The organism is Ensifer meliloti (assembly GCF_030064585.1).
Lineage (GTDB): Bacteria > Pseudomonadota > Alphaproteobacteria > Rhizobiales > Rhizobiaceae > Sinorhizobium > Sinorhizobium meliloti.
Genome location: NZ_CP120365.1, coordinates 3,303,110 through 3,324,307, shown reverse-complemented (window position 1 = coordinate 3,324,307; position 21,198 = coordinate 3,303,110). Strand labels below are relative to the sequence as shown.

The 21,198-nt window shown below is 62.7% G+C and carries 20 protein-coding genes and 1 tRNA gene; 11 read left to right on the top strand and 10 right to left on the bottom strand.

Annotation, left to right across the window (positions count from 1 at the left end; translation table 11 throughout):
• Positions 1-41 precede the first annotated feature (41 nt).
• Positions 42-1,052 (bottom strand): asparaginase, encoded by a 1,011-nt coding sequence (locus PZL22_RS22840; protein ID WP_003536680.1) that lies wholly within the window; start codon positions 1,050-1,052, stop codon positions 42-44.
• A 71-nt stretch (positions 1,053-1,123) separates the two neighbouring features.
• Between PZL22_RS22840 and PZL22_RS22835 the strand changes: the two genes are divergently transcribed.
• A complete protein-coding gene (locus tag PZL22_RS22835; RefSeq protein ID WP_003536678.1) occupies positions 1,124-1,861 on the top strand; it encodes a DUF3750 domain-containing protein in 738 nt (245 codons plus the stop codon).
• A 269-nt stretch (positions 1,862-2,130) separates the two neighbouring features.
• Here PZL22_RS22835 and PZL22_RS22830 read toward each other — a convergent pair whose 3' ends face one another.
• The 3 genes from PZL22_RS22830 to PZL22_RS22820 form a co-directional block, all read right to left on the bottom strand.
• Positions 2,131-3,132: an NAD(P)H-quinone oxidoreductase gene (locus tag PZL22_RS22830; RefSeq protein WP_003536676.1), complete on the bottom strand. Its 1,002-nt coding sequence runs from the start codon at positions 3,130-3,132 to the stop codon at positions 2,131-2,133.
• Positions 3,133-3,210: 78 nt separating this feature from the next.
• On the bottom strand, positions 3,211-5,010 hold the full coding sequence (locus PZL22_RS22825; protein WP_003536674.1) for a GGDEF domain-containing protein: 1,800 nt from the start codon (positions 5,008-5,010) through the stop codon (positions 3,211-3,213).
• 108 nt (positions 5,011-5,118) lie between these two features.
• On the bottom strand, positions 5,119-5,667 hold the full coding sequence (locus tag PZL22_RS22820) for an HdeD family acid-resistance protein (protein ID WP_003536673.1): 549 nt from the start codon (positions 5,665-5,667) through the stop codon (positions 5,119-5,121).
• Positions 5,668-5,810: 143 nt separating this feature from the next.
• Here PZL22_RS22820 and betI point away from each other — a divergent pair, with 143 nt between their 5' ends.
• The 4 genes from betI (at position 5,811) to betA (ending at position 11,401) form a co-directional block, all read left to right on the top strand.
• A complete protein-coding gene (betI, locus tag PZL22_RS22815) occupies positions 5,811-6,431 on the top strand; it encodes a transcriptional regulator BetI (protein ID WP_003536670.1) in 621 nt (206 codons plus the stop codon).
• 106 nt (positions 6,432-6,537) lie between these two features.
• Complete coding sequence (gene betC, locus PZL22_RS22810) at positions 6,538-8,076, top strand: choline-sulfatase (RefSeq protein ID WP_003536261.1); 1,539 nt, start codon at positions 6,538-6,540, stop codon at positions 8,074-8,076.
• A 1-nt stretch (position 8,077) separates the two neighbouring features.
• Complete coding sequence (gene betB, locus PZL22_RS22805) at positions 8,078-9,541, top strand: betaine-aldehyde dehydrogenase (RefSeq protein ID WP_003536263.1); 1,464 nt, start codon at positions 8,078-8,080, stop codon at positions 9,539-9,541.
• Between the two features lie 210 nt (positions 9,542-9,751).
• Entirely contained in the window at positions 9,752-11,401 is a 1,650-nt protein-coding gene (gene betA, locus PZL22_RS22800) for a choline dehydrogenase (protein ID WP_003536265.1), read from the top strand.
• 1 nt (position 11,402) lies between these two features.
• Here the strand turns inward: betA and PZL22_RS22795 are convergent, their stop codons facing one another.
• Together PZL22_RS22795 and PZL22_RS22790 are read right to left on the bottom strand one after the other, a co-directional pair.
• Positions 11,403-11,882, bottom strand: a complete 480-nt coding sequence (locus PZL22_RS22795; RefSeq protein ID WP_003536266.1) for a DUF6644 family protein — start codon at positions 11,880-11,882, stop codon at positions 11,403-11,405.
• Positions 11,882-12,268, bottom strand: coding sequence for a DUF6152 family protein (locus PZL22_RS22790; protein ID WP_003536268.1), 387 nt, complete (start codon positions 12,266-12,268; stop codon positions 11,882-11,884). The genes PZL22_RS22795 and PZL22_RS22790 overlap by 1 nt, the downstream gene beginning before the upstream one ends.
• A 279-nt stretch (positions 12,269-12,547) precedes the next feature.
• Between PZL22_RS22790 and PZL22_RS22785 the strand changes: the two genes are divergently transcribed.
• The 5 genes from PZL22_RS22785 (at position 12,548) to PZL22_RS22765 (ending at position 16,649) form a co-directional block, all read left to right on the top strand.
• Positions 12,548-13,345, top strand: coding sequence for a phosphoadenylyl-sulfate reductase (locus PZL22_RS22785; RefSeq protein WP_003536270.1), 798 nt, complete (start codon positions 12,548-12,550; stop codon positions 13,343-13,345).
• Positions 13,346-13,392: 47 nt separating this feature from the next.
• Complete coding sequence (cysD, locus tag PZL22_RS22780) at positions 13,393-14,346, top strand: sulfate adenylyltransferase subunit CysD (protein WP_003536273.1); 954 nt, start codon at positions 13,393-13,395, stop codon at positions 14,344-14,346.
• Positions 14,346-15,842, top strand: coding sequence for a sulfate adenylyltransferase subunit CysN (cysN, locus tag PZL22_RS22775; protein ID WP_003536275.1), 1,497 nt, complete (start codon positions 14,346-14,348; stop codon positions 15,840-15,842). The genes cysD and cysN overlap by 1 nt, the downstream gene beginning before the upstream one ends.
• Before the next feature lie 189 nt (positions 15,843-16,031).
• Positions 16,032-16,283, top strand: coding sequence for a type II toxin-antitoxin system RelE family toxin (locus PZL22_RS22770; RefSeq protein ID WP_003536280.1), 252 nt, complete (start codon positions 16,032-16,034; stop codon positions 16,281-16,283).
• A gap of 9 nt (positions 16,284-16,292) precedes the next feature.
• Positions 16,293-16,649, top strand: a complete 357-nt coding sequence (locus tag PZL22_RS22765; RefSeq protein ID WP_003536282.1) for a type II toxin-antitoxin system RelB family anti-toxin — start codon at positions 16,293-16,295, stop codon at positions 16,647-16,649.
• 5 nt (positions 16,650-16,654) lie between these two features.
• Here the strand turns inward: PZL22_RS22765 and PZL22_RS22760 are convergent, their stop codons facing one another.
• Both PZL22_RS22760 and PZL22_RS22755 read right to left on the bottom strand, forming a co-directional pair.
• Entirely contained in the window at positions 16,655-16,798 is a 144-nt protein-coding gene (locus tag PZL22_RS22760) for a hypothetical protein (RefSeq protein WP_010968935.1), read from the bottom strand.
• A 236-nt stretch (positions 16,799-17,034) separates the two neighbouring features.
• A tRNA-Pro gene (locus tag PZL22_RS22755) sits at positions 17,035-17,111 on the bottom strand.
• A gap of 280 nt (positions 17,112-17,391) precedes the next feature.
• Between PZL22_RS22755 and PZL22_RS22750 the strand changes: the two genes are divergently transcribed.
• Complete coding sequence (locus PZL22_RS22750) at positions 17,392-17,805, top strand: hypothetical protein (protein ID WP_003536285.1); 414 nt, start codon at positions 17,392-17,394, stop codon at positions 17,803-17,805.
• An 83-nt stretch (positions 17,806-17,888) separates the two neighbouring features.
• Here PZL22_RS22750 and PZL22_RS22745 read toward each other — a convergent pair whose 3' ends face one another.
• Entirely contained in the window at positions 17,889-20,507 is a 2,619-nt protein-coding gene (locus PZL22_RS22745) for a mechanosensitive ion channel family protein (protein WP_003536287.1), read from the bottom strand.
• Positions 20,508-20,657: 150 nt separating this feature from the next.
• Complete coding sequence (locus PZL22_RS31435; RefSeq protein ID WP_003536289.1) at positions 20,658-21,005, bottom strand: hypothetical protein; 348 nt, start codon at positions 21,003-21,005, stop codon at positions 20,658-20,660.
• Positions 21,006-21,198: the final 193 nt, after the last annotated feature.

Here is a 21,198-nt window from a genome sequence, read left to right as displayed (position 1 = left end):
ATCGAATCGCCGCGATTGACAAGACCCTGAGCGGTATCGCGTCAGGCTGCGAAGGCTTCCGTCACCACCCGCACGTCCCCGACGTGAATTCCGTTCCAGTTGCGCATCGCGTGATTGGCCTGAGCCATCAATGCCTCATGGATTTCGCCATCGTCCGAGAAGAAGCGCGCAAGCGTCGCGGCGACCATCGCCTCGGCGGCCCGGGTCGTGCCGTCCTCGCATTTCAGCGCTATGCCGATGCCCTTTTCCGGTATCGCAGCACAGAATACGCCCTCGGCGCCGGTCTTCGCAAAAATGCGGCCGGGAGCGGTCTTCATCAGCCGTGTGCAGGCGCGCTTGGTGCCGGCGACGTAGAAGGGTTCGGCCATGCAGGCGTCGATCAGACGCTTCGAGGCACGCGCCCGCTCCGCACCGACACCGACTCCGCTCGCCATCCTGGCGAAGCCGTGAGCAAGTCCCCTCATCGAGAGCGCGTAGGTCGGGATCGAGCAGCCGTCGACGCCGCAATTGTCGCGATCAAGAACTGCTCCCGTCAGTTCCGCCATGACGCCGCGGATTTCCTGCTGGATCGGGTGGTCATAGCCGATATAGCCTTTGACCTCGGTACCGGAATGGCAGCAGGCGCAGACGAAGCCCGCATGCTTGCCGGAGCAGTTGTTGTGGAGCGCGCTCGGCGCTTCGAGTGAGCGGGCCTGCGCGATCAGGGTCTTCTGGTCGGAGGACCAATGGGCGCCGCACTCAAGCGCCTGAACGTCCCGCCCCGCAGCAGACAGCATCTTGGCGGCGAGCGCCACATGTTCCGGCTCTCCCGAATGCGACGAGCAGGCCAGCGCCAATTCCCGGTCGCCGAAGCCGTAGGCGTCGGCGGCACCGCTTTCCATCAGCGGCAGGGCCTGCATTGCCTTGCAGGCGGAGCGAGGAAAGATGTGGGCATCCGTTTCGCCAAGGGAAAACAGCGTCTTTCCGTCGCCATCGACGGCGACGATCATGCCCCGATGGCGGCTTTCGACCAGATTTCCGCGCGTTACTTCGACCAGAACCGGATTCGACATCGGCTGCCCTCAATTTTCCAAGATTCGGATATGCATCTATCAGGAATCCCACGGCAGAAAAGTCACCGTAGATGAAATTCCTCCGCAAGCTCTTTCTCGTTTTCGCCGTCGTCTACCTGCTTCCGGCGCTCGCCTCGGCGGGGCTGTGGTACCTCAAGGAGCGGCCGCAGAGCTGGCACAACGCGGATTGGTCGTCGTCAGGTATTCTGGCGGATGCGGCTGCGAGCCCGCAGGCGGCGATATACGTCTTCTCGGCGACCACCGGAGGCATGAAAGGCGCGGTGGCAAGCCACGCCTGGATCGTCACCAAAGACGAAGGGGCGTCGACCTATAACCGTTATGAAAAGGTCGGCTGGGGCAAGCCGATCCGCAGGAACGCTTATCCGGCCGACGGACGCTGGTATTCGAACGAGCCGCGCATCGTCGTGGCAGTCAGGGGCGAGGAAGCCAAGCGCCTGATCCCGAAGATCGAGAAGGCGATCGAGGCTTATCCCTATTCTTCGCCGGGCGCCTATCGTCTCTGGCCCGGGCCAAACTCCAACACCTTCGTCGCCCATGTCTTGCGATCGGTGCCGGAGCTCGACTCCGTGCTGCCGCCGGATGCAGTCGGGCGCGACTATCTGCCGGAGGGGAAACTGTTCCATGTCGATGCCGACGGCCGCGACCTGCACGCAACGCTTTACGGCCTCGCCGGCGTCTCGGCCGGGTGGCGCAGCGGGCTGGAATTGCATTTCATGGGATTGGTGGCGGGCTTCGACGTCGCGCGGCCCGGCGTCAAGATACCGGCACTCGGCCGCTTCGGGATCTGAGATGAGCGGCGCTCGGTCTAATGGAAAAGGGCCGCCCTTCGGCGGCCCTTCCATGAGCTTTGGCCTCACAATGGCCGGGTGCTGAGACCCAAAGGAAGGCGGCTATCAGGCCGAGGGCTGCCTCGACTCCTTCACCTCTCCCATGTCCATTACGAGGTCCGAAATCTCATTAGACATTGGATCACCTTCCTTTCTGTTCGTTGACGTTGATCTCAACGTAAGCGATCTTTGCGCCAATACAAGGCCGACCATCGTCTTATTGTTTTTTGCTACCCGATCCGCATCACGATCTTGCCGATATGATCGCCCTCCTCCATCAGCCGATGGGCGCCGGCAATCTCGGCGAAGGGCAGGACCGCCTGGATGACCGGTGCAACGTCGCCCCCTTCCAGCAGCGGCCAGACCTTTTCCGCAAGCCCGTCGCGGATCGCCTGCTTCTCGGCGGCGGTGCGCGGCCGGAGCAGCGAGCCCATTACCTGCAGGCGCTTCATGAGAATTGGCGCAATGTTGGCGCCCTCCACCCGGGCGCCTCCGAGGAAGGCGATGATCGACAGGCGCCCGTCCTTGGCGAGGCTGCCGATGTTGCGATCGAAGTAGCGCCCGCCCACCATGTCGAGAATGACGTCGACCCCGCGGCCGCCGGTCTCTTGCAGCACGACAGTCTTGAAATCCTCCTCGCGATAATTGATCGCACGTTTCGCCCCGAGTGCTTCGCAGGCCTCGCACTTCGCGCCGTTGCCGGCGGTCGCGAAGACCTCCGCACCGAAGGCCTTGGCAAGCTGGATCGCGGTCGTGCCGATACCGCTCGATCCTCCATGGACGAGGAATGTTTCGCCGGACTTCAGGCGGGCCATGTCGAAGACGTTGGCCCAGACCGTGAAGAAGGTCTCCGGCAGGGCTGCCGCCTTTGCGGCATCGTAGCCCTCGGGCCAGCGAAGGGCCTGCGTGGCGGGAACGGCGCAATATTCCGCGTAAGCGCCGCCATTGGCGAGAGCGCAGACCTTGTCGCCGGTCGAGAAGCCGGCCGCTTCCTCGCCGAGGGCAACCACTTCGCCTGCAACTTCGAGCCCGAGGATGGGGCTCGCCCCAGCGGGCAGCGGGTAGTCTCCCTTGCGCTGCAGGACGTCCGGCCGATTGATGCCGAAAGCTTCGACGCGGATCAGAATGTCGCCGGGCCGGACCTCAGGCAGCGGCCCTCGCGCCAGCACCATATTCTCCGGCCCTCCGGGGCCAGGCAGATCGACGTAGGTCATTTCTGTCGGAAGGGTCATGACGGCATCCTCGCAAAACGGTTCCGCCTATACCTATAGCCGTCCTGCCGCTCGGGAAAGGTCGCCTTGCATCGCTGCTCAGGCGCGGTCGAGGGGCTCCATGACGAGACCTTCTTCGCTCGCCTTGGCGCGCGCCTTTATCTCCGCGATCCGCTTGCTCACGGTCTGGCCGTCCGAGAGGACAAGGCCTTCGGGAAGCACAAGTACCGCAATCGAACAGCGCATTAGTGGGAAAGCCTTCGTGATGCCGTCGCGGCCATATCCGCTGATCCGTCCCGCCGACAGATGCTCGGGCGAATAGAGCTGGCGGACGTCCGAGCGGAAGTCGTCGATCAGACGTGAAAGGACGCCCCGGATATCCTCCTCGGTACAGCCGTCGATGCCGATGAAGAAATCGTCGCCTCCGACGTGACCAAGGAATTTTTCTTCGCCGATGAAGTGGCGCCGCAGGAGCGCCGCGAACAGGGTGATCGCGAGATCCCCCTTCTGGAAACCATATGTGTCGTTGAAGGGCTTGAAATCGTCGAAGTCGCAATAGCAGAAGTAGCGGGCCTGATCGCCGTCCAGGATCGCGTTCTGGACATAATCGCGGATCGCCCGATTGCCGGGGAGGCCCGTCAACGGATTCTGCTCCTGGGCCATCTTCAACTGCTTCTCGTTGATGATCTTCAGGAGCGACGAAGCGGAGAGAATGCCGGCATAGCGCATGTTCTCCGTCAGCATGACGCAGTCGCTCCCGTCCATACCGGCGAAGATCTTGAGCATCTCGTCGGCGGGCGTGTCGAGATCGGCGATCGGCGCGGGCGTGACGAAATGCGAGATGCGCCGCTGATAGAGGCGGTTCTTCAGGAGGTCGCGACCGAAGGGATGATAGATCATCTCCTTGACGTGGTACTCGTGCAGGATGCCACGCGGTTCGCCATTGGCATTCAGTACCGGAAAGAAAGCCTGTCGCGGATTGAGCCGGAAAAGGTGGAACACGGAATCGAGGTCGTCGCTCTCCCGCACCGCCGGAAGCTGCTCGATCTCCTTCCGGATCAGGATGCTGTCCAGCGTCGAAGAGGGCCGCCGGGTGCCGCTCGTCGGTTCGAGATGTGGATAGACGGCCTGCAGCTCCATGAGATGCGTCGTCGGCCGAGCGATGAAATAGCCCTGCATCAGATCGCAACCGAGGTCGCGGCAGACGAGAAACTCCGCCTCCGTCTCCACACCCTCGGCGATCACCCGCGTCCCGAGAGCATGGGCCATATTGACCGTGTGGCGGACGAGGTGGCGCTTGCGCGCATCCTTGTCGATATCTGAAACGAAATGCCGGTCGATCTTCACATAGTCTACCGGCTGATCGCAGAGCAGTTTCAAGCCGCTGAACCCGGCGCCGAAATCGTCGATCGCAAGCTTGAAGCCCGCGAGCCGCAGTTGCCGCACGAGCACTGGGAAGTCCGGCATCTTGCTGCTGTCGAAGCGTTCCGACAGTTCGAAGCAAAGCGAGGAAGGAGCGATATTCGCGCGCTTCAAGTGGCTGACGAGGCGTTCGACAATGTCCCCCTCGCCGCCGATGAGCCTCGCATCGAAATTGAGAAAGAGCGTGCGCGCCGAAAAGTCCGGGAGCGTGGCAAAGGCGGCGACGGCGCGGCTGTTGATCAGGTGCTCGAGCGCGAGCAACTGCCCGGCGGCCTCGGCCTTGTCGAGCAACTCGACCGGCGAGGCGAAGCCCAGGCGCTCGAACCCGCGCATGAGGGATTCATAGCCGAACACCGCCCCGGTCGTCGCTTCCACGATCGGCTGGAGGGCATTTTCGATGACGAGTTTGGCAAGCGTCACGATTTGGTCGTCGCCGAAACGGCGAAGCGACAGGATTTCTGCGGGGGCGGCCGACATGCCGGGCTCCAGGGATAGGACACACAAACGCGCGCCAGCATCGGAGCAAGGCGTCAACGAAATCTTTCGCGAATGTGAAAGTTTGATGAAGCTTCGGAAAAGGCCTGCTCAGCCCCTCGCAAGAACCCCGAAGGCGATCGAGGCCAGCCCCTGCATGACGAGATCGACCGCCAGGAAAAGACCCAGTATCCAGAGACTGTCGACCGGCCAGCCGGCGGCGATGATGAGGCCGGCTAGCAGCGTCACGAGGCCGCCGATGACCATCCACCCCCAGCCGCCGAGCGGTCGAAGCCTGAACCCTACCCAGATGCGGGAGCAACCGGCGGCGATCAGCGCCATGGCCAGCAGAAACGTCAGCACGGAGGAGGCGAGGACAGGATTGATGAAGGCGAACAGGCCTGCCGCGGCATAGAAGGCGCCGCTCAATATCCAGTAAAGGACACTCCCCCAGCTTTTGACCTGAAAGGCGTGGGCGAGATTGAGCAGGCCGCCGATCAGCATGATGAGACCGACGTAATAGACGGACGCGACTGTCGCCATCAGCAGGTTTCCGAAGGCGATGCCGCCGCACATGATCAGAAGCACGCCGAGTGCGACGAACCACCCCCATTTTCCGGCAATGGCCTCTCTGCCGGCTGGATCGAACGCGTGAACCATTTCAACCTCCAGTCATGCCGATGCGCATGGACGTCTCCCGCTGATTGAGCCGGATTTCCAAGCAAAAAGAAAGAGAAAAGCGCAGATTTTTTTATTGATTGATGGATCAATCAAAAATAAGCTGACATCTGAGGAGTTCGAAGATGCCGAAGGTCGGAATGGAGCCGGTGCGCCGCAAGGCGCTGGTCGATGCGGCGCTGCGCGTGATCGGCGATCAGGGTACGCTCGCCGTGACCATGTCGGAGATCGCGCGGACGGCCGGCGTCTCACCCGCGCTCGCGCATCACTATTTCGGCAGCAAGGAGCAGTTGCTGATCGCCACGATCCGCAGCCTCCTGGGCAAATTGCGCGACGACGCCGTCGCGGCAATGAAAGCGGCGGCGACGCCGCGCGAAAGGGTGAGCGCGTTGATCCGCGTGAGCTTCCGCGCCGATCAGTTCGCGCCGGAGACGGTCGCCGCCTGGCTCGCCTTCTATTCGGAGGCGCAACGGTCGGAGGAGGTGCGGCGGCTGCTCGTGATCTATGCACGACGGCTGCGCTCCAATCTGCTTGTGGGCCTGAGAGCGCTCTGCCCGGCGGACGACGCGGAGCGCATCGCCGAAGGCGCGGCTGCGATGATCGACGGGCTCTACATCCGGCAAAGTTTGAAGTCGGCGCCGATCAGCATCGAAGCATCGGTCGCGCTCACGGAAGATTATGTGAATGCGCATTTACGGGCGAATGGCATGAAATGCCCCTCTCCTCGGGTTAAACCCGAGGACTAGCCCTCTCCCCGCACGCGGGGAGAAGGTGGCGGCAGCCGGATGAGGGGCAATTTCCACCTGAACCAAGCAAGACGAGCAAGAATTCGAACCATCGAGGAACCGACCAGTGACCACCGGTAAGCCCAACATTCTGATCATCATGGTGGACCAGTTGAACGGAAAGCTCTTTCCGGACGGGCCTGCAGACTTCCTGCATGCGCCCAACCTGAAGGCGCTGGCCAAGCGGTCGGCGCGTTTCCGCAACAACTACACCTCGTCGCCCCTGTGTGCCCCTGCCCGCGCATCCTTCATGGCCGGGCAATTGCCGAGCCGCACCCGGGTCTACGACAATGCTGCCGAATACCAGTCGTCGATCCCAACCTATGCACATCACCTGCGCCGGGCCGGCTACTACACCGCGCTTTCCGGCAAGATGCATTTCGTCGGGCCGGACCAGTTGCACGGCTTCGAGGAGCGGCTGACGACCGACATCTATCCCGCCGATTTCGGCTGGACGCCGGATTACCGCAAGCCGGGCGAGCGGATCGACTGGTGGTATCACAATCTCGGCTCCGTCACCGGCGCCGGGGTCGCCGAAATCACCAACCAGATGGAATATGACGACGAGGTGGCCTTCCTCGCAAACCAGAAGCTCTACCAGCTTTCGCGGGAAAACGACGACGAGAGCCGGCGTCCCTGGTGCCTCACCGTCTCCTTCACCCACCCGCACGACCCCTATGTCGCGCGGCGGAAATTCTGGGATCTCTACGAGGGTTGCGAGCACCTCACGCCCGAGGTCGGCGCCATCCCCCTCGACGAGCAGGACCCGCATTCGCAACGCATCATGCTCTCCTGCGACTACCAGAATTTCGACGTGACCGAGGAGAATGTCCGCCGCTCCTGCCGCGCCTATTTCGCCAATATCTCCTATCTCGACGAGAAGGTGGGCGAGCTGATCGACACGCTCACGCGGACGCGGATGCTCGACGATACGCTCATCCTCTTCTGTTCCGACCACGGCGACATGCTCGGCGAGCGCGGCCTCTGGTTCAAGATGAACTTCTTCGAAGGCTCGGCGCGCGTGCCGCTGATGATTGCCGGCCCGGGTATCGCACCCGGCCTGCATCTGACGCCGACCTCCAATCTCGACGTGACGCCGACGCTTGCGGACCTCGCCGGCATTTCGCTCGAGGAAGTGAGGCCCTGGACCGATGGCGTCAGCCTCGTGCCGATGGTCAACGGCGTCGAACGCACGGAGCCGGTGCTGATGGAATACGCGGCTGAGGCCTCCTATGCACCGCTGGTCGCCATCCGCGAGGGCAAGTGGAAATATGTCTACTGCGCGCTCGATCCGGAGCAGCTCTTCGATCTCGAGGCAGATCCGCTGGAGCTTACGAACCTCGCGGAAAATCCGCGCGGGCCCGTCGATCAGGCGACGCTCACGGCATTCCGCGACATGCGCGCGGCGCATTGGGACATGGAAGCCTTCGACGCTGCCGTGCGCGAGAGCCAGGCACGGCGCTGGGTGGTCTACGAAGCGCTTCGCAACGGCGCCTACTACCCCTGGGACCACCAGCCGCTGCAAAAGGCATCGGAGCGCTACATGCGCAACCACATGAACCTCGACACTCTCGAGGAATCCAAACGCTATCCGCGAGGAGAATGAGATGAGAGCCCAACCGAAAGCGTCGCACTTCATCGACGGCGAATATGTCGAGGACGCCGCCGGCACGGTGATCGAGAGCATCTATCCGGCGACCGGCGAAGTCATCGCCCGGCTCCATGCCGCAACGCCTGGGATCGTCGAGAAGGCGATCGCCGCGGCCAAGCGCGCGCAGCCGGAATGGGCGGCGATGAGCCCGACGGCGCGCGGCCGCATCCTGAAGCGGGCCGCCGAGCTCATGCGCCAGCGCAACCGCGAGCTTTCCGAACTCGAAACGCTCGACACCGGCAAGCCGATCCAGGAAACCATCGTCGCCGACCCGACGTCCGGCGCCGACAGTTTCGAATTCTTCGGCGGCGTCGCGCCCGCCGCACTCAACGGCGATTATATCCCGCTCGGCGGCGACTTCGCCTATACGAAGCGGGTGCCGCTCGGCGTCTGCGTCGGCATCGGCGCCTGGAACTATCCGCAGCAGATCGCCTGCTGGAAGGGTGCGCCTGCGCTCGTCGCCGGCAATGCGATGGTGTTCAAGCCTTCGGAAAACACCCCGCTCGGCGCGCTTAAGATCGCCGAAATCCTTATCGAAGCGGGTCTGCCGAAGGGCCTGTTCAACGTCATCCAGGGCGACCGCGCGACGGGCCCGCTCCTCGTCAACCATCCGGACGTCGCCAAGGTGTCGCTCACCGGCTCCGTGCCGACGGGCAAAAAAGTCGCGGGCGCCGCGGCGGCCGAACTCAAGCACGTCACCATGGAGCTCGGCGGCAAGTCGCCGCTGATCGTCTTCGACGATGCCGATCTCGAAAGCGCGATCGGCGGCGCCATGCTCGGCAATTTCTATTCGACCGGCCAGGTCTGCTCCAACGGCACGCGCGTCTTCGTGCAAAGGAAGATCAAGGAGCCTTTCCTCGCCCGCCTCAAGGAACGCACCGAAGCGATCGTCATCGGCGACCCCCTGGACGAGGCGACGCAGCTCGGTCCGATGGTCTCGGCGGCGCAACGCGACAAGGTCTTCTCCTATATCGGGAAGGGCAAGGCGGAAGGCGCCCGCCTCGTCACCGGCGGCGGCATTCCCAATAATGTGAGCGGCGAAGGCACCTATATCCAGCCGACCGTCTTCGCCGACGTCACCGACGGGATGACGATCGCGCGCGAAGAAATCTTCGGACCGGTCATGTGCGTGCTCGACTTCGACGACGAGGTGGAAGTCATCGCACGCGCCAACGCCACCGAATTCGGCCTTTCGGCCGGCGTCTTCACCGCGGACCTCACCCGCGCCCACCGGGTCGCCGACCGGCTCGAAGCCGGCACGCTCTGGATCAACACCTACAATCTCTGCCCGGTAGAGATCCCCTTTGGCGGGTCCAAGCAATCGGGTTTCGGGCGGGAGAATTCGGTCGCGGCGCTCAACCACTATACCGAGCTCAAGACCGTCTATGTCGGCATGGGGCCGGTCGAGGCGCCGTATTGAAAGTTGGCGCTTGCCCCTCTCCTCGGGTTTAACCCGAGGATTAACCCTCTCGCCGCTCGCGGGGAGAGGGGACCGGAGGCGGCGAGCTTCCGCGCCGGCGGCAGAGGGACTGCGCGGGCGCCGCGTGTCCTTCTCCCCGCGAGCGGGGAGAAGGTTGCGGCAGCCGGATGAGGGGCATGCCGAGTGCATCCAAAAAAGAAAGCAGCGAGAATGCAGGCAGATTTCGTCATCATCGGTTCCGGCTCGGCGGGCTCGGCGCTCGCCTATCGCCTGTCGGAAGACGGCAGGAATTCGGTCATCGTGCTCGAGTTCGGCGGTTCGGATGTCGGTCCGTTCATCCAGATGCCGGCAGCGCTTGCCTGGCCGATGAGCATGAACCGCTATAATTGGGGCTATCTCTCCGAACCCGAGCCGAACCTCAACAACCGGCGCATCACCGCGCCGCGCGGCAAGGTGATCGGCGGCTCCTCCTCGATCAACGGCATGGTCTATGTCCGCGGCCACTCGGAAGACTTCAACCGCTGGGAGGAACTCGGTGCGCAGGGCTGGGCCTATGCGGACGTGCTGCCCTATTACAAGCGGATGGAGCATTCGCATGGCGGCGAAGAGGGCTGGCGCGGTACCGACGGGCCGCTGCACGTCAAGCGCGGCCCGGTCAAGAATCCCCTGTTTCACGCCTTCATCGAAGCGGGAAAAGAGGCCGGCTTCGAAGTCACCGAGGATTATAACGGCTCGAAGCAGGAGGGCTTCGGGCTGATGGAGCAGACGACATGGCGGGGCCGCCGCTGGTCGGCCGCTTCCGCCTATCTGAGGCCGGCGCTAAAACGTCCGAATGTCGAGCTCATCCGTTGCTTCGCCCGCAAGATCGTCATCGAGAACGGCCGCGCGACGGGCGTGGAGATCGAGCGGGGCGGACGGATCGAGGTGGTGAAGGCCAATCGCGAAGTGATCGTTTCCGCCTCTTCGTTCAATTCGCCGAAGCTGCTGATGCTGTCCGGCATCGGCCCGGCTGCGCACCTCAAGGAGATGGGAATTGACGTAAAGGTCGACCGGCCCGGCGTCGGCCAGAACCTGCAGGACCACATGGAATTCTATTTCCAGCAGGTGAGCACGAAGCCGGTTTCACTCTATTCCTGGCTGCCATGGTTCTGGCAGGGCGTCGCCGGTGCGCAATGGCTCTTCTTCAAAAGAGGCCTCGGCATTTCCAACCAGTTCGAGTCCTGCGCCTTCCTGCGCTCGGCACCCGGCGTGAAGCAGCCGGACATCCAATACCACTTCCTGCCGGTGGCGATCAGCTATGACGGCAAGGCGGCGGCGAAGTCGCACGGCTTCCAGGTGCATGTCGGCTACAACCTCTCCAAGTCGCGCGGCAACGTCTCGCTCCGCTCTTCCGACCCGAAGGCCGACCCGGTGATCCGCTTCAACTATATGAGCCATCCGGAGGACTGGGAGAAGTTCCGCCACTGCGTGCGGCTCACGCGCGAGATTTTCGGGCAGAAGGCTTTCGACCTCTATCGCGGCCCCGAAATCCAACCCGGCGAAAAGGTGCAGACGGACGAGGAGATCGACGGGTTCCTGCGCGAGCATCTCGAAAGCGCCTATCATCCCTGCGGCACCTGCAAGATGGGTGCGAAGGACGACCCGATGGCCGTGGTCGACCCGGAAACCCGGGTTATCGGCGTCGACGGGCTTCGTGTCGCCGACTCCTCGATCTTCCCGCACATCACCTATGGCAACCTGAACGCCCCCTCGATCATGACCGGCGAGAAGTCCGCCGATCATATCCTCGGCAGACAGCCGCTCGCCCGCTCGAACCAGGAGCCGTGGATCAATCCGCGCTGGGCGGTGAGCGACAGGTAACTTATTCCGAGAGGAAACCGATCCAGCGCCCGGCAAGGACCGCGCCGGTCCAGATCGACATGGAAAGCAGCGCGGAAAGGCGGACCCTCGGGGAGAGCGGCCCGCCTTTGACGGCGTCGCGCCATTGCGGGGTCAGATGCAATATGGCCGCGTTGAGTACGCCGAGCGCGAGCAACGTCATCTTCGTCAGGAAGGCGGGGTTGGCGGCATATTCAACCGGGCGCACGCTGAAGAGACAGAAACCGGTGGCGATGGCCAACGCTACGCCGATTGCCGCCGCGCGTGAAAGATAGGGTCCGACCACTGCGACCGGCACGCTGCGGAAGAAGCCGAGCAGCCGCAGGTCGAGCGGCAGGATCGAGCCGACGATTATCCCGATCGAGAGTATGTGGGCGGAGTTCACGAAGATGTAGAGCACCGCGGAGCGCCGTATCGCCACGGCGAAGGGCAACGCCTCGATCCACGTCAGCGCCTCCTCCATCAATTCGTCCGAATTCGCTCCGGATAGATGTCATAGACCTTTCCGGCGACTGTGATCCGCACGGCCTTCATCCTCTTCTCGTTCCGGTCGAGCGAGCGGTTGCCGAGCACGACGATCGGATCGCCGGCCTTGGCTGCCCCTTCCACAAAGCCCGAACGCTCGGTGAGCCGCGGGTTGCCGAGTTCGACACGCCAGGTGCCGTCATTCCGCGTCTCGACCTGAAGGGTCGGATGCGGCGGTGCCATGGAGATCTCGCGTATCGTCCCTGAAAGCTCGACCTGATCGGCCTCCGCCCAGGACCAGCCGTGATGCGCATAGGCGCCCGTCACCAGAAGCAGGCCGAAAGCCACTCCAGCGAATATGCGGGACGGCAAGGATTTTGCCATGTCTTGTCTCCTTTCGTGGGCTCGCGGGGTCAGTCTGAAAGTGGAGCACGCGAAGCAGATGGACAGAGCATTCAACGATTGTTGAACGGCAACACCGCACGCGAAGACAGCCTGGCGGGTTTAATCGTAAGACAATAATCTACTGGATTACTAGGTTTTCTTAGAACTTTATGGATCAGAGAGATATTTGCTCTGATCCTTGAGCAATAGAAATCCGTTTTTCTGTCCATTGACACCAGCGGCTGCCATATTCCGTGCAAATTGCAACAGGATGCAGCCATGACGACGCAATCCCTCAAAGCAGAAGCGGTGGCCCTCGAAGCAGACGTGATGGCCCTCGATGCGGAGGCGAAGGCCCTCAACGACAAGCTCGAAAGCCTGGATCTCGCCGGCCGGCTGGCGCTCATTGCCGGGCTTGAAGGCCGCGCGGTCTTTACCACGTCGCTCGGCATCGAGGACCAGGTCATTACCGCCGCGATCGGCAGCAACCGTCTCGACATCGAAGTCGCGACGCTGAAGACGGGCCGCCTCTTCAACGAGACGGTGGCGCTGATCGACCAGACCGAGGAAACCTATGACATCCTCATCAAGCGCTATTATCCTGAGAAAGCCGACATCGACGCCTATGTGGCGCAATACGGCATGAACGGGTTCTACGAAAGCGTGGAAGCCCGGCATGCCTGTTGCGGCGTGCGCAAGCTGAAGCCGCTTGCGCGCGCGCTCGACGGGGCAAGCTATTGGATCACGGGCCTGCGCCGCGGGCAGTCGGGCAACCGTGCCACGACCCCTTTCGCTGAAGCCGACGTCGAGCGCGGACTCATCAAGATCAATCCGCTTGCCGACTGGGACATCGAGACGATCCAGGCCCATGTCGCGGCAGAGGGCATTCCCGTCAACCCGCTGCACAGTCGCGGCTATCCGTCGATCGGTTGCGAGCCCTGCACCCGTGCCATCAAGCCCGGCGAGCCGGAGCGCGCCGGCCGCTGGTGGTGGGAGAACGACGAGAAGCGCGAATGCGGCCTGCATGTGCCGGAAGCGGCTTCCTCGATCATCCCCAACGCCAGCAACGCGGCCTGAGCGCCACGCGCCGCACCCGAAGACCACGATCTTCCCCGGAGTCAGCAATGCCCCATACTCTTCCGGAAACGGAACTGCACAATCCGCAGAGCACGAAACCGCCGCTCGATCCGCATCTGAAGGCGCTCGAGAACGAAGCGATTCACATCTTCCGCGAGGTCGCGGCCGAATTCGAGCGCCCGGTGATGCTCTACTCGATCGGCAAGGATTCGTCGGTCCTGCTGCATCTTGCCCGCAAGGCCTTCTATCCCGGCCGCATCCCCTTCCCGCTCCTGCATGTCGACACCGGCTGGAAGTTCCGCGAGATGATCGCATTCCGTGACGAGATGGTCGCGAAATACGATCTCGACCTCGTTGCCCACACCAATCCGCGCGGCGCAGCCGAGAACGTCACGCCGTTCACGCACGGTTCGGCGCTCTATACCGACATCATGAAGACCGAAGCGTTGCGCCAGGCGCTCGACGCTGGCCAGTACGACGCCGCATTCGGCGGCGCGCGCCGTGACGAGGAGGCAAGCCGTGCCAAGGAGCGCATCTATTCCTTCCGCACGCCGGATCATCGCTGGGATCCACGCAACCAGCGCCCGGAACTGTGGAACGTCTATAACGGCATGATCCGCAAGGGCGAGAGCGTCCGCGCCTTCCCTCTGTCCAACTGGACCGAGGTCGACATCTGGCGCTACATCCAGGCGGAAGATATCCCGATCGTGCCGCTCTATTTCGCCAAGAAGCGCCCCGTCGTAGAACGCGACGGCATGCTGATCCTCGCCGAGGATCCTCGTCTCGAGCTGCTTCCCGGCGAGGTCAAGCGTGAGGAAGTCATCCGCTTCCGCACGCTCGGCTGCTTCCCGCTCACGGGTGCGATCCGCTCCGAAGCCGACACGCTCGACGACATCATTGCCGAACTTGAAACCGCGACCGTCTCCGAACGTCAGGGCCGCGCGATCGACCGCGACCAGGCCGGTTCGATGGAAAAGAAGAAACGCGAAGGATATTTCTGATGACCGCACCGGCAGCAGCGAACGCAGCCCTGGACCAAACCGTCGTATCCCTCCCGGTGCAGGAGACTGCGCGGGTCGTGCGCGACACGCGCCCCCTTCGCCTCATCACCTGCGGCAGCGTCGATGACGGCAAATCGACGCTGATCGGCCGGCTGCTTTGGGACACCAAGGCGGTCAAGGAAGACCAGGCGGCAAGCCTTCAGCGCGATTCCAGCGGCAAGCAGAACGATCTCGGCCTTCCGGATTTCGCTCTCCTGCTCGACGGCCTTCAGGCCGAGCGGGAACAGGGCATCACCATCGATGTCGCCTATCGCTATTTCGCGACCGACAAGCGCTCCTTCATCGTCGCCGACACGCCCGGCCACGAGCAATATACGCGCAACATGGCGACCGGCGCTTCGACCGCCGACCTCGCCGTTCTGCTCGTCGACGCACGTGTCGGCCTTTTGGAGCAGACCCGCCGCCACGCGACGATCGCGACGCTGATGGGCATCCGCCAGTTCGTGCTCGCCGTCAACAAGATCGACCTGACGAACTACGACCGCGCCCGCTTCGATCAGATCTCGCACGAGTTCCGGGAACTGGCCCTTTCGCTCGGAGTCCGCCAGGTCACCGCAATTCCGGTCTCGGCGCTCAAGGGCGAGAACGTCGTCTATGACGGCCGCGCGTCCATGCCCTGGTATGACGGCCCGACGCTGATCGAGGTTCTGGAGCTTGCCACGACCCGCTCCGCCCAGACCGTCGGCTTCCGCCTGCCGGTGCAGCGCGTATCGCGCCCGGGAGAAAGCTTCCGCGGCTATCAGGGCACGGTCGCCGGCGGCTCGGTGAAGCCGGGGGACTCCGTCGTCATCCTGCCGTCCGGCATGGTCGCCAATGTGAGCAAGATCGTCACCTTCGATCTCGTGCGCAATGCGGCGGTTTCCGGCGACGCGATCACGCTGGTGCTCGACCGCCAGGTGGACGTTTCCCGCGGCGACGTGATCGCCTCGATCGACAGCCAGCCGATGACCGGGCTCGCCTTCGATGCGCAACTCGTGGCGCTGCAGCCGGAAGGCATCCAGCCGGGCAAGCGCTACTGGCTGAAGTCCGGCAGCCGCCGCCAGCGCGTGCAGGTGCAGCCGGTCAGTCAGCTCGAACTCAAGAGCGGCAAGTGGAACCACGCAGACGAATTGCCGATGAATGCGATCGGCAAGGTGCACCTCGCCTTCGACGAACAGGCGATCTTCGACACCTATGAGCAGAACCGCACGACCGGCGCCTTCATCCTGATCGACCCCGACACCAACAACACGGTGGCCGGCGGCATGATCACCGCCAAGCGCGCCGCGCTCGGGGGCATCCATGCCGAGGAGAGCCGTGTGATCCTGTCTCTGCCGGCCGATCTCGCCGATCAGCTCATGGCAACGGAGCTCTTTGCGAGCCGCCGCGAAGACGTGGAGGTGCGTCGTGTCACGGCCGGCAAGGCGGTCAACATCATAGACGCGATTGACGGGTGACCTGACAGAGTCATCGATGAGCAGAGGGGCCGTCAGGCCCCTTTTTGTTGCGCAGCTTTCGACAGGCCGGTCCAAAAAACGCGTGCGTTGCACCGTGCCGCCCCTGATCGTTTCGGAGTTGGTACCCAGACTTATTTTCCGTAAGCTAATTTTCCATTGCCATTTGTTCTCCATATGCTAACTTCCAGCATGAAGAAGGTCGTTTACAGCAAATCGTCGGTGAAGCTGCTCCGCCGCCTCGCGGCAAATGACGCGAAGCGCATTGTATCGAAGGTCGAACAGTATGCGAGCGATCCAAAGTCTCTTGGGAACAACGTCAAGCCGCTGACCGGCTCGCCTTACATTCGCCTCCGTGTTGGCGATTGGCGGGTTATCATGGACGATCAAGGTGTTGTCCTCGACATCATCAAGATCGGCTCTCGCGGCAGCGTCTACGAATAGGAGTCCGTTATGCAGACCATTACCACCCCGGGTGGCGAAACCCTGGTCGTCCTTCCCATTGCTGAATATGAAGATTTGCTCGATAGGGCCGATATCGCGCAGGCCGACAAGGTGAAGGCCGATATCGCCGCCGGCCGCGACGAGCTCGTGCCGGCCGAGGTCGTCAACCGTCTTCTGGCTGGCGAGAACGCGGTCAAGGTCTGGCGCTCCCGTCGCGGCATGGCCGCTCGAGAATTGGCGAAGAAGGCCAGGATCAGCGCTCCCTATCTCTCCGAAATCGAGAGCGGGAAGAAGGACGGAAGTCTTTCAACCATGAAGAAGATTGCCGAAGCTCTCTCCGTGGATCTCGACGATTTGGCGCAATAAGGCGTTCAGGCGCGCGGCTCGATCGTCGCGAGATCGATCGTCAGCGGCGGCGGATCGGCATGATTCCAAAGCTGATAGCCGACCACACTGCCGAGAATGGCTGCCCAGACGACAAATTCACGTAGAGTGAAGATAGGTTCCTTCGACATCGCTGCCTCACGGGTTTGCACTTTGAAGCATACTCGCGCCGATTGTTCACTCCGATAAGACGGAGATTCGAGAACAACCCGTTTCCCTGTGAACAATAAAAGCGTGGCAAAGCTACGCCGGACCCGCACCGTCCGGTTGGCGGGGCCTATCGCTATCGCGATCAAGACCTGAGGCCGCGCGTCACCCGGCTAAGAAGCCGGATCAACAACAACAATAATCGGGGGATTGTTTCAGCTGGTCGGAGTGGAGTGATTCGAACACTCGACCCCCACGTCCCGAACGTGGTGCGCTACCAGACTGCGCTACACTCCGTGACCAGCGGCGCCTCTATAGAACAGCATTTTTGATTTCACAAGCGGCTATCGCAAAAAAGACCGCGCTAAGGATCAAAATAATTCGGCCGCCGGCATGCCCCGTCTCATGCGGGAATAGGGCGTTTCTGCAACGCTCTCCAATTTCCTCGGCGGCAATGCTCCGAGCCGATTTTCTTTCACGGCTTTTAGCGCTAGAGCCTCGCCGGACCGCAAGGAAAACCGGGGGATTCCGGCCCTTCCGCGCCGCAGGTTTCAGGACATATCTAAGGGACAGACACATGAATTTCCGCATGATGACGGCGGGCGCCCTCGGGCTGCTTCTTGCCGGCTGCACGACGACGACCGGGATCACGAGAAATGCGGTCGAGGCACGCTGGCTCGGCCAGCCGGCGGGGCCATTCTTCGCCCAGTTCGGCCCCCCCATTTCCGACGTCGAAGCGGGCGGTGACACCGTCTATAGCTGGAAGGGCGGTTACAAGACGCGCAAGATCGCGGCAGAATACGAAAAGACCGCCGACGGCAAACGCGGCAAGCGCATCTCGGCCCCGCGCACGGAATATCTGAGCTGCTCCGTTCAGCTCACCGTCTCCTCCGACTACGTCATCCGCGCGATCCGGATCGTCGGCGACCGCAAGCGTCCGAACGGCCCGACCTGGTGCGAGGAGTTTCTGGGCGGCGCAAAGGCGGAATAGGCAGCCCGATCCGCCCCGGATACCCCCGGCCCGCTGCCGCAAGCCAGCGGGCCAACTTCGTCATCCGGAACTGCCTTTCATACTCATTCGCCGGCGGCCTCGGCGGCACTCTTCCGGCGCTTCGCGCGCGTTTGCCCCGGCTGAGAAGATGCTGGGGCCGACGTCGCGGCTCGGCCATCGAACAGCTCGCGGACCAGCCCTTCGATGCTGGCGAGATCGCGAAGATGGATTTCGCGCTGGCCAAACGGCATTTCGATCTTTTCCTCGCGGAAGCGCCTGGCGATTTCGAAACGCATATCGCTCGCCGCGCCCGCATCGGCGTTGATGTTGCCAACGTGGCAGAACAAGGTGAACTGCAGGGCATCGGCTCCGAAATCGGTGAACGAAACGAAAGGCTCCGGAATTTTCAAGACGCGCGGATTGTCCATGGCGATTTCCAGCAGCACCCGCCTCACCTGCTCCGGGTCCGAATCATAGGAGACCCCCACCGGAATCTTCAGGCGCGCCGAGAAGTCGCCATGCATCCAGTTGACCACCTGGCCGCTGATCAGGTCGGCATTGGGTACGATCACGGTCACATTGTCGAATGTCTGGATCTGGGTAGCCCTGACGCTGACGCGCTGGACGATCCCCATGTTCTGGCCGACTTCGATGCGGTCCCCGACCTTGAAGGGCCGTTCGGCGAGCAGGATGATCCCGCTGACGAAGTTGTTGACGATGGACTGGAGGCCGAAACCGATACCGACGGACAGCGCGCTGGCAACGATGGCGACGTTCTGAAGATTGAGACCCGCATAGGAAAAGGCCACGAGACCCGCGATCGCCGCGCCGACATAGCCGACGCCCGTATGGATCGAGGTCCTGAGGCCGGCGTCGAGGCTGGTTTGCGGCAAGAGGCGGCCGTCCAGCCACCTCTGAAAGCCGCGCGTCGCGACGATTACGATGATGAAGACGACGATCGCGCCGAGAATAGCCGAAGGCGAAAACGCGAAGCCGCCGATCTCGAAACCGAAAAAGGCGGAGGCGAAGGTGCCGACCACGTCCTCCGATTGGATGCCCCAGGGCGCAAGAAGGGCCATGATGGCAATCATGATCACGACCAGACGCGCGAAGCCCGCGAGGATCACGCCGATCTGGCTGATCGTGTTGGGCTTGAACCCGATCGCCTGCCGCATGAAGCCGCCGATCCGGGTCTGTACCGAAAAGCCGTAGGAAATCGCCTCGTCGGCAAGGCGTAGCAAGAGCACGAGGCTCATCAGCACTGCCGTCGTGAAGACGATCTGGAGCGCAGCGAAGCGGCCGAAGGCCACAAAGCCTGCGAGCGGGGCAACGACCGTCAGAGCGGCGACCGCCCAGGTCACCGGAATCAGGAGCCGCCAGGCTGAGCTCGCTCCCTGCTGGCTCTCGTCGTCGTCTTCGCGAGCGACGAATCTGAGCGCGATCATGGCGAGGATGCCGAGCGCGACGGCGCCGAGGCCTTGTGCCGCGACCGCGAAGGACAAGGGCGCATGCGTCGCCTTCAGGAAGGCATCGAGGGCAAGGCCGCCGGCGATGATCACCGCCATCGCAACGATGACCGGAATCAACTTCTCCGCCGCTGCGTCGGTGACGTCGACGAGCCGCCAGCTCGGCCGTTCGGGCGCGAGCACAGCGATGGAGAGGCCGTAGAAGAAGGACGCGAAGGTCAGCCCGAAGAACACGGGCCTCAGGACCGCCGCCAGATCTGCAGGCAGGACACCGAGAATGGACATCGCCTGATAGAGCACGAAGAAGGCGATGGCCGGGATCAAGAGATTGGCAAGCGTGATGGCTGCTGCTGCGGTCGCCCTGGCGAGCCCGGATGGGTGAAGCACCGAAGGGTCGCGGCTCGTGCGCCGGGTCAGCCAGCGCCGGCCCGGCGACAGAAGGAAGGCGGCGAAGCCCATGACGACGACGAGGACGCCTGCGGCCGAACGGCCGGTGCGCTCGATCAGGGCACCGAACCAGTGTCCGACAACGCCGGACTGGTTGGCGAGCGTCTCCGGCGTCGCGGCGGCCAGATCGAACCAGAAGGAAGGATCGGCAAGGCTTTGCGAGCGCTGCAGGATAGAGCTCGTGAAGAGGGCGCGCCGCCGTTCTCCGATAATGTCGATGTTCTGCTGTGCGCGCAGCGCGATGAAATCCGCCTGCTGCACTATGGCCTGAAGACCGGCCGCCTCCGCCTGGAGCTGCGCATGTTCGAGCTTGATCGCTTCGGCCTGACTGCGGGCAGCCTGCTCATCGGCAGGCTTCAACTGCTCGACACGTTGATTGACCGCCTGCAGTCGCGGTTGCAGCTTCGCCTTGAGCCCGGCGGCATGCATGGGAATGGTACCGAGCTGCCTGCGCAGATCGGAGAGGGTGACGTCGTCGATGCGCTCGGCCTGGAGCCCACGCTCCACGCGTTCCAGCGTCGCCCGCCAGGCATCGATGCGTGCCTGTTCCTCCGGAAAGGCTTGCGGCGGCAATGCCGGCGCAGCATCCGCCTGGCTCGCCGCCTCGGCGCCGGTTGCAGCGCCCGCTTCCGGCTTCGCTCCACTCTCCTGAGCGACGGCGACTGATGAAAATGCCACCAGAAACGCGACGAGAAGCAAGCGAAACAATGCCCCGGCCGAAAGGTTCGGCGCCCCGAAAAGATTGCCCGCCGCGCAAGCGCGACGAAGAGGTATTCGCATGCTCGTCATTTTCAGTCCCTGTTCCGCAACCGCTTCATGTGTTTGCCGAGCGCGATCAGGTCGAGCCCGGGAGATCGGGGGGACAATAAGATTGCTCGCCGGAATATCCAACCCGCCGGCTGAATTGAGTCGATTGCCGGCAATGAACTGCGGGGCGCCTCAGAGCGCGCTTGCAGTACTCTGCGCTTTCTCCGACAAGCATTGGGTGTAGTTTTCGAAGGCGTATTCCAAGGCGATAAAGGATACATCTTCGCCGAGACCATGCACCGCCAGATTTATTCGGCTTATTCCGTTCTTAAGCCTTGATCCATATGCAACGGACCACTCGCGCCGGTACGTCCGCTCGTTCTCCGTTACGGACATTACCCAGTCGCGGTTTTCGCTCCAGCGCGAACCTTCCTTGAGAGACTTGAAGTCCTTCCCCTGGCCATAGATATCTTCGAGTTCGCGTACTATCTCGTCAAACTTTGCCCGAACCTTCGTACCGAGCCGATCCGCCGTAAACATCACCGATCCGGCGTTTACGCGGCAAACACCGACAGTTTCGCTTATCTCTGCGGAATATACTTCGAAAGCAGGGTGACGCCTGGGCACGGTACAAAGCTTGTAGACGCCATAATGCGAAGGCTCATGGACTATCCGCAGAGAGTCCTTACTCTGCCCTTGTTCAATGCCGAATGGTCCTGCCCACGCTGCGAAA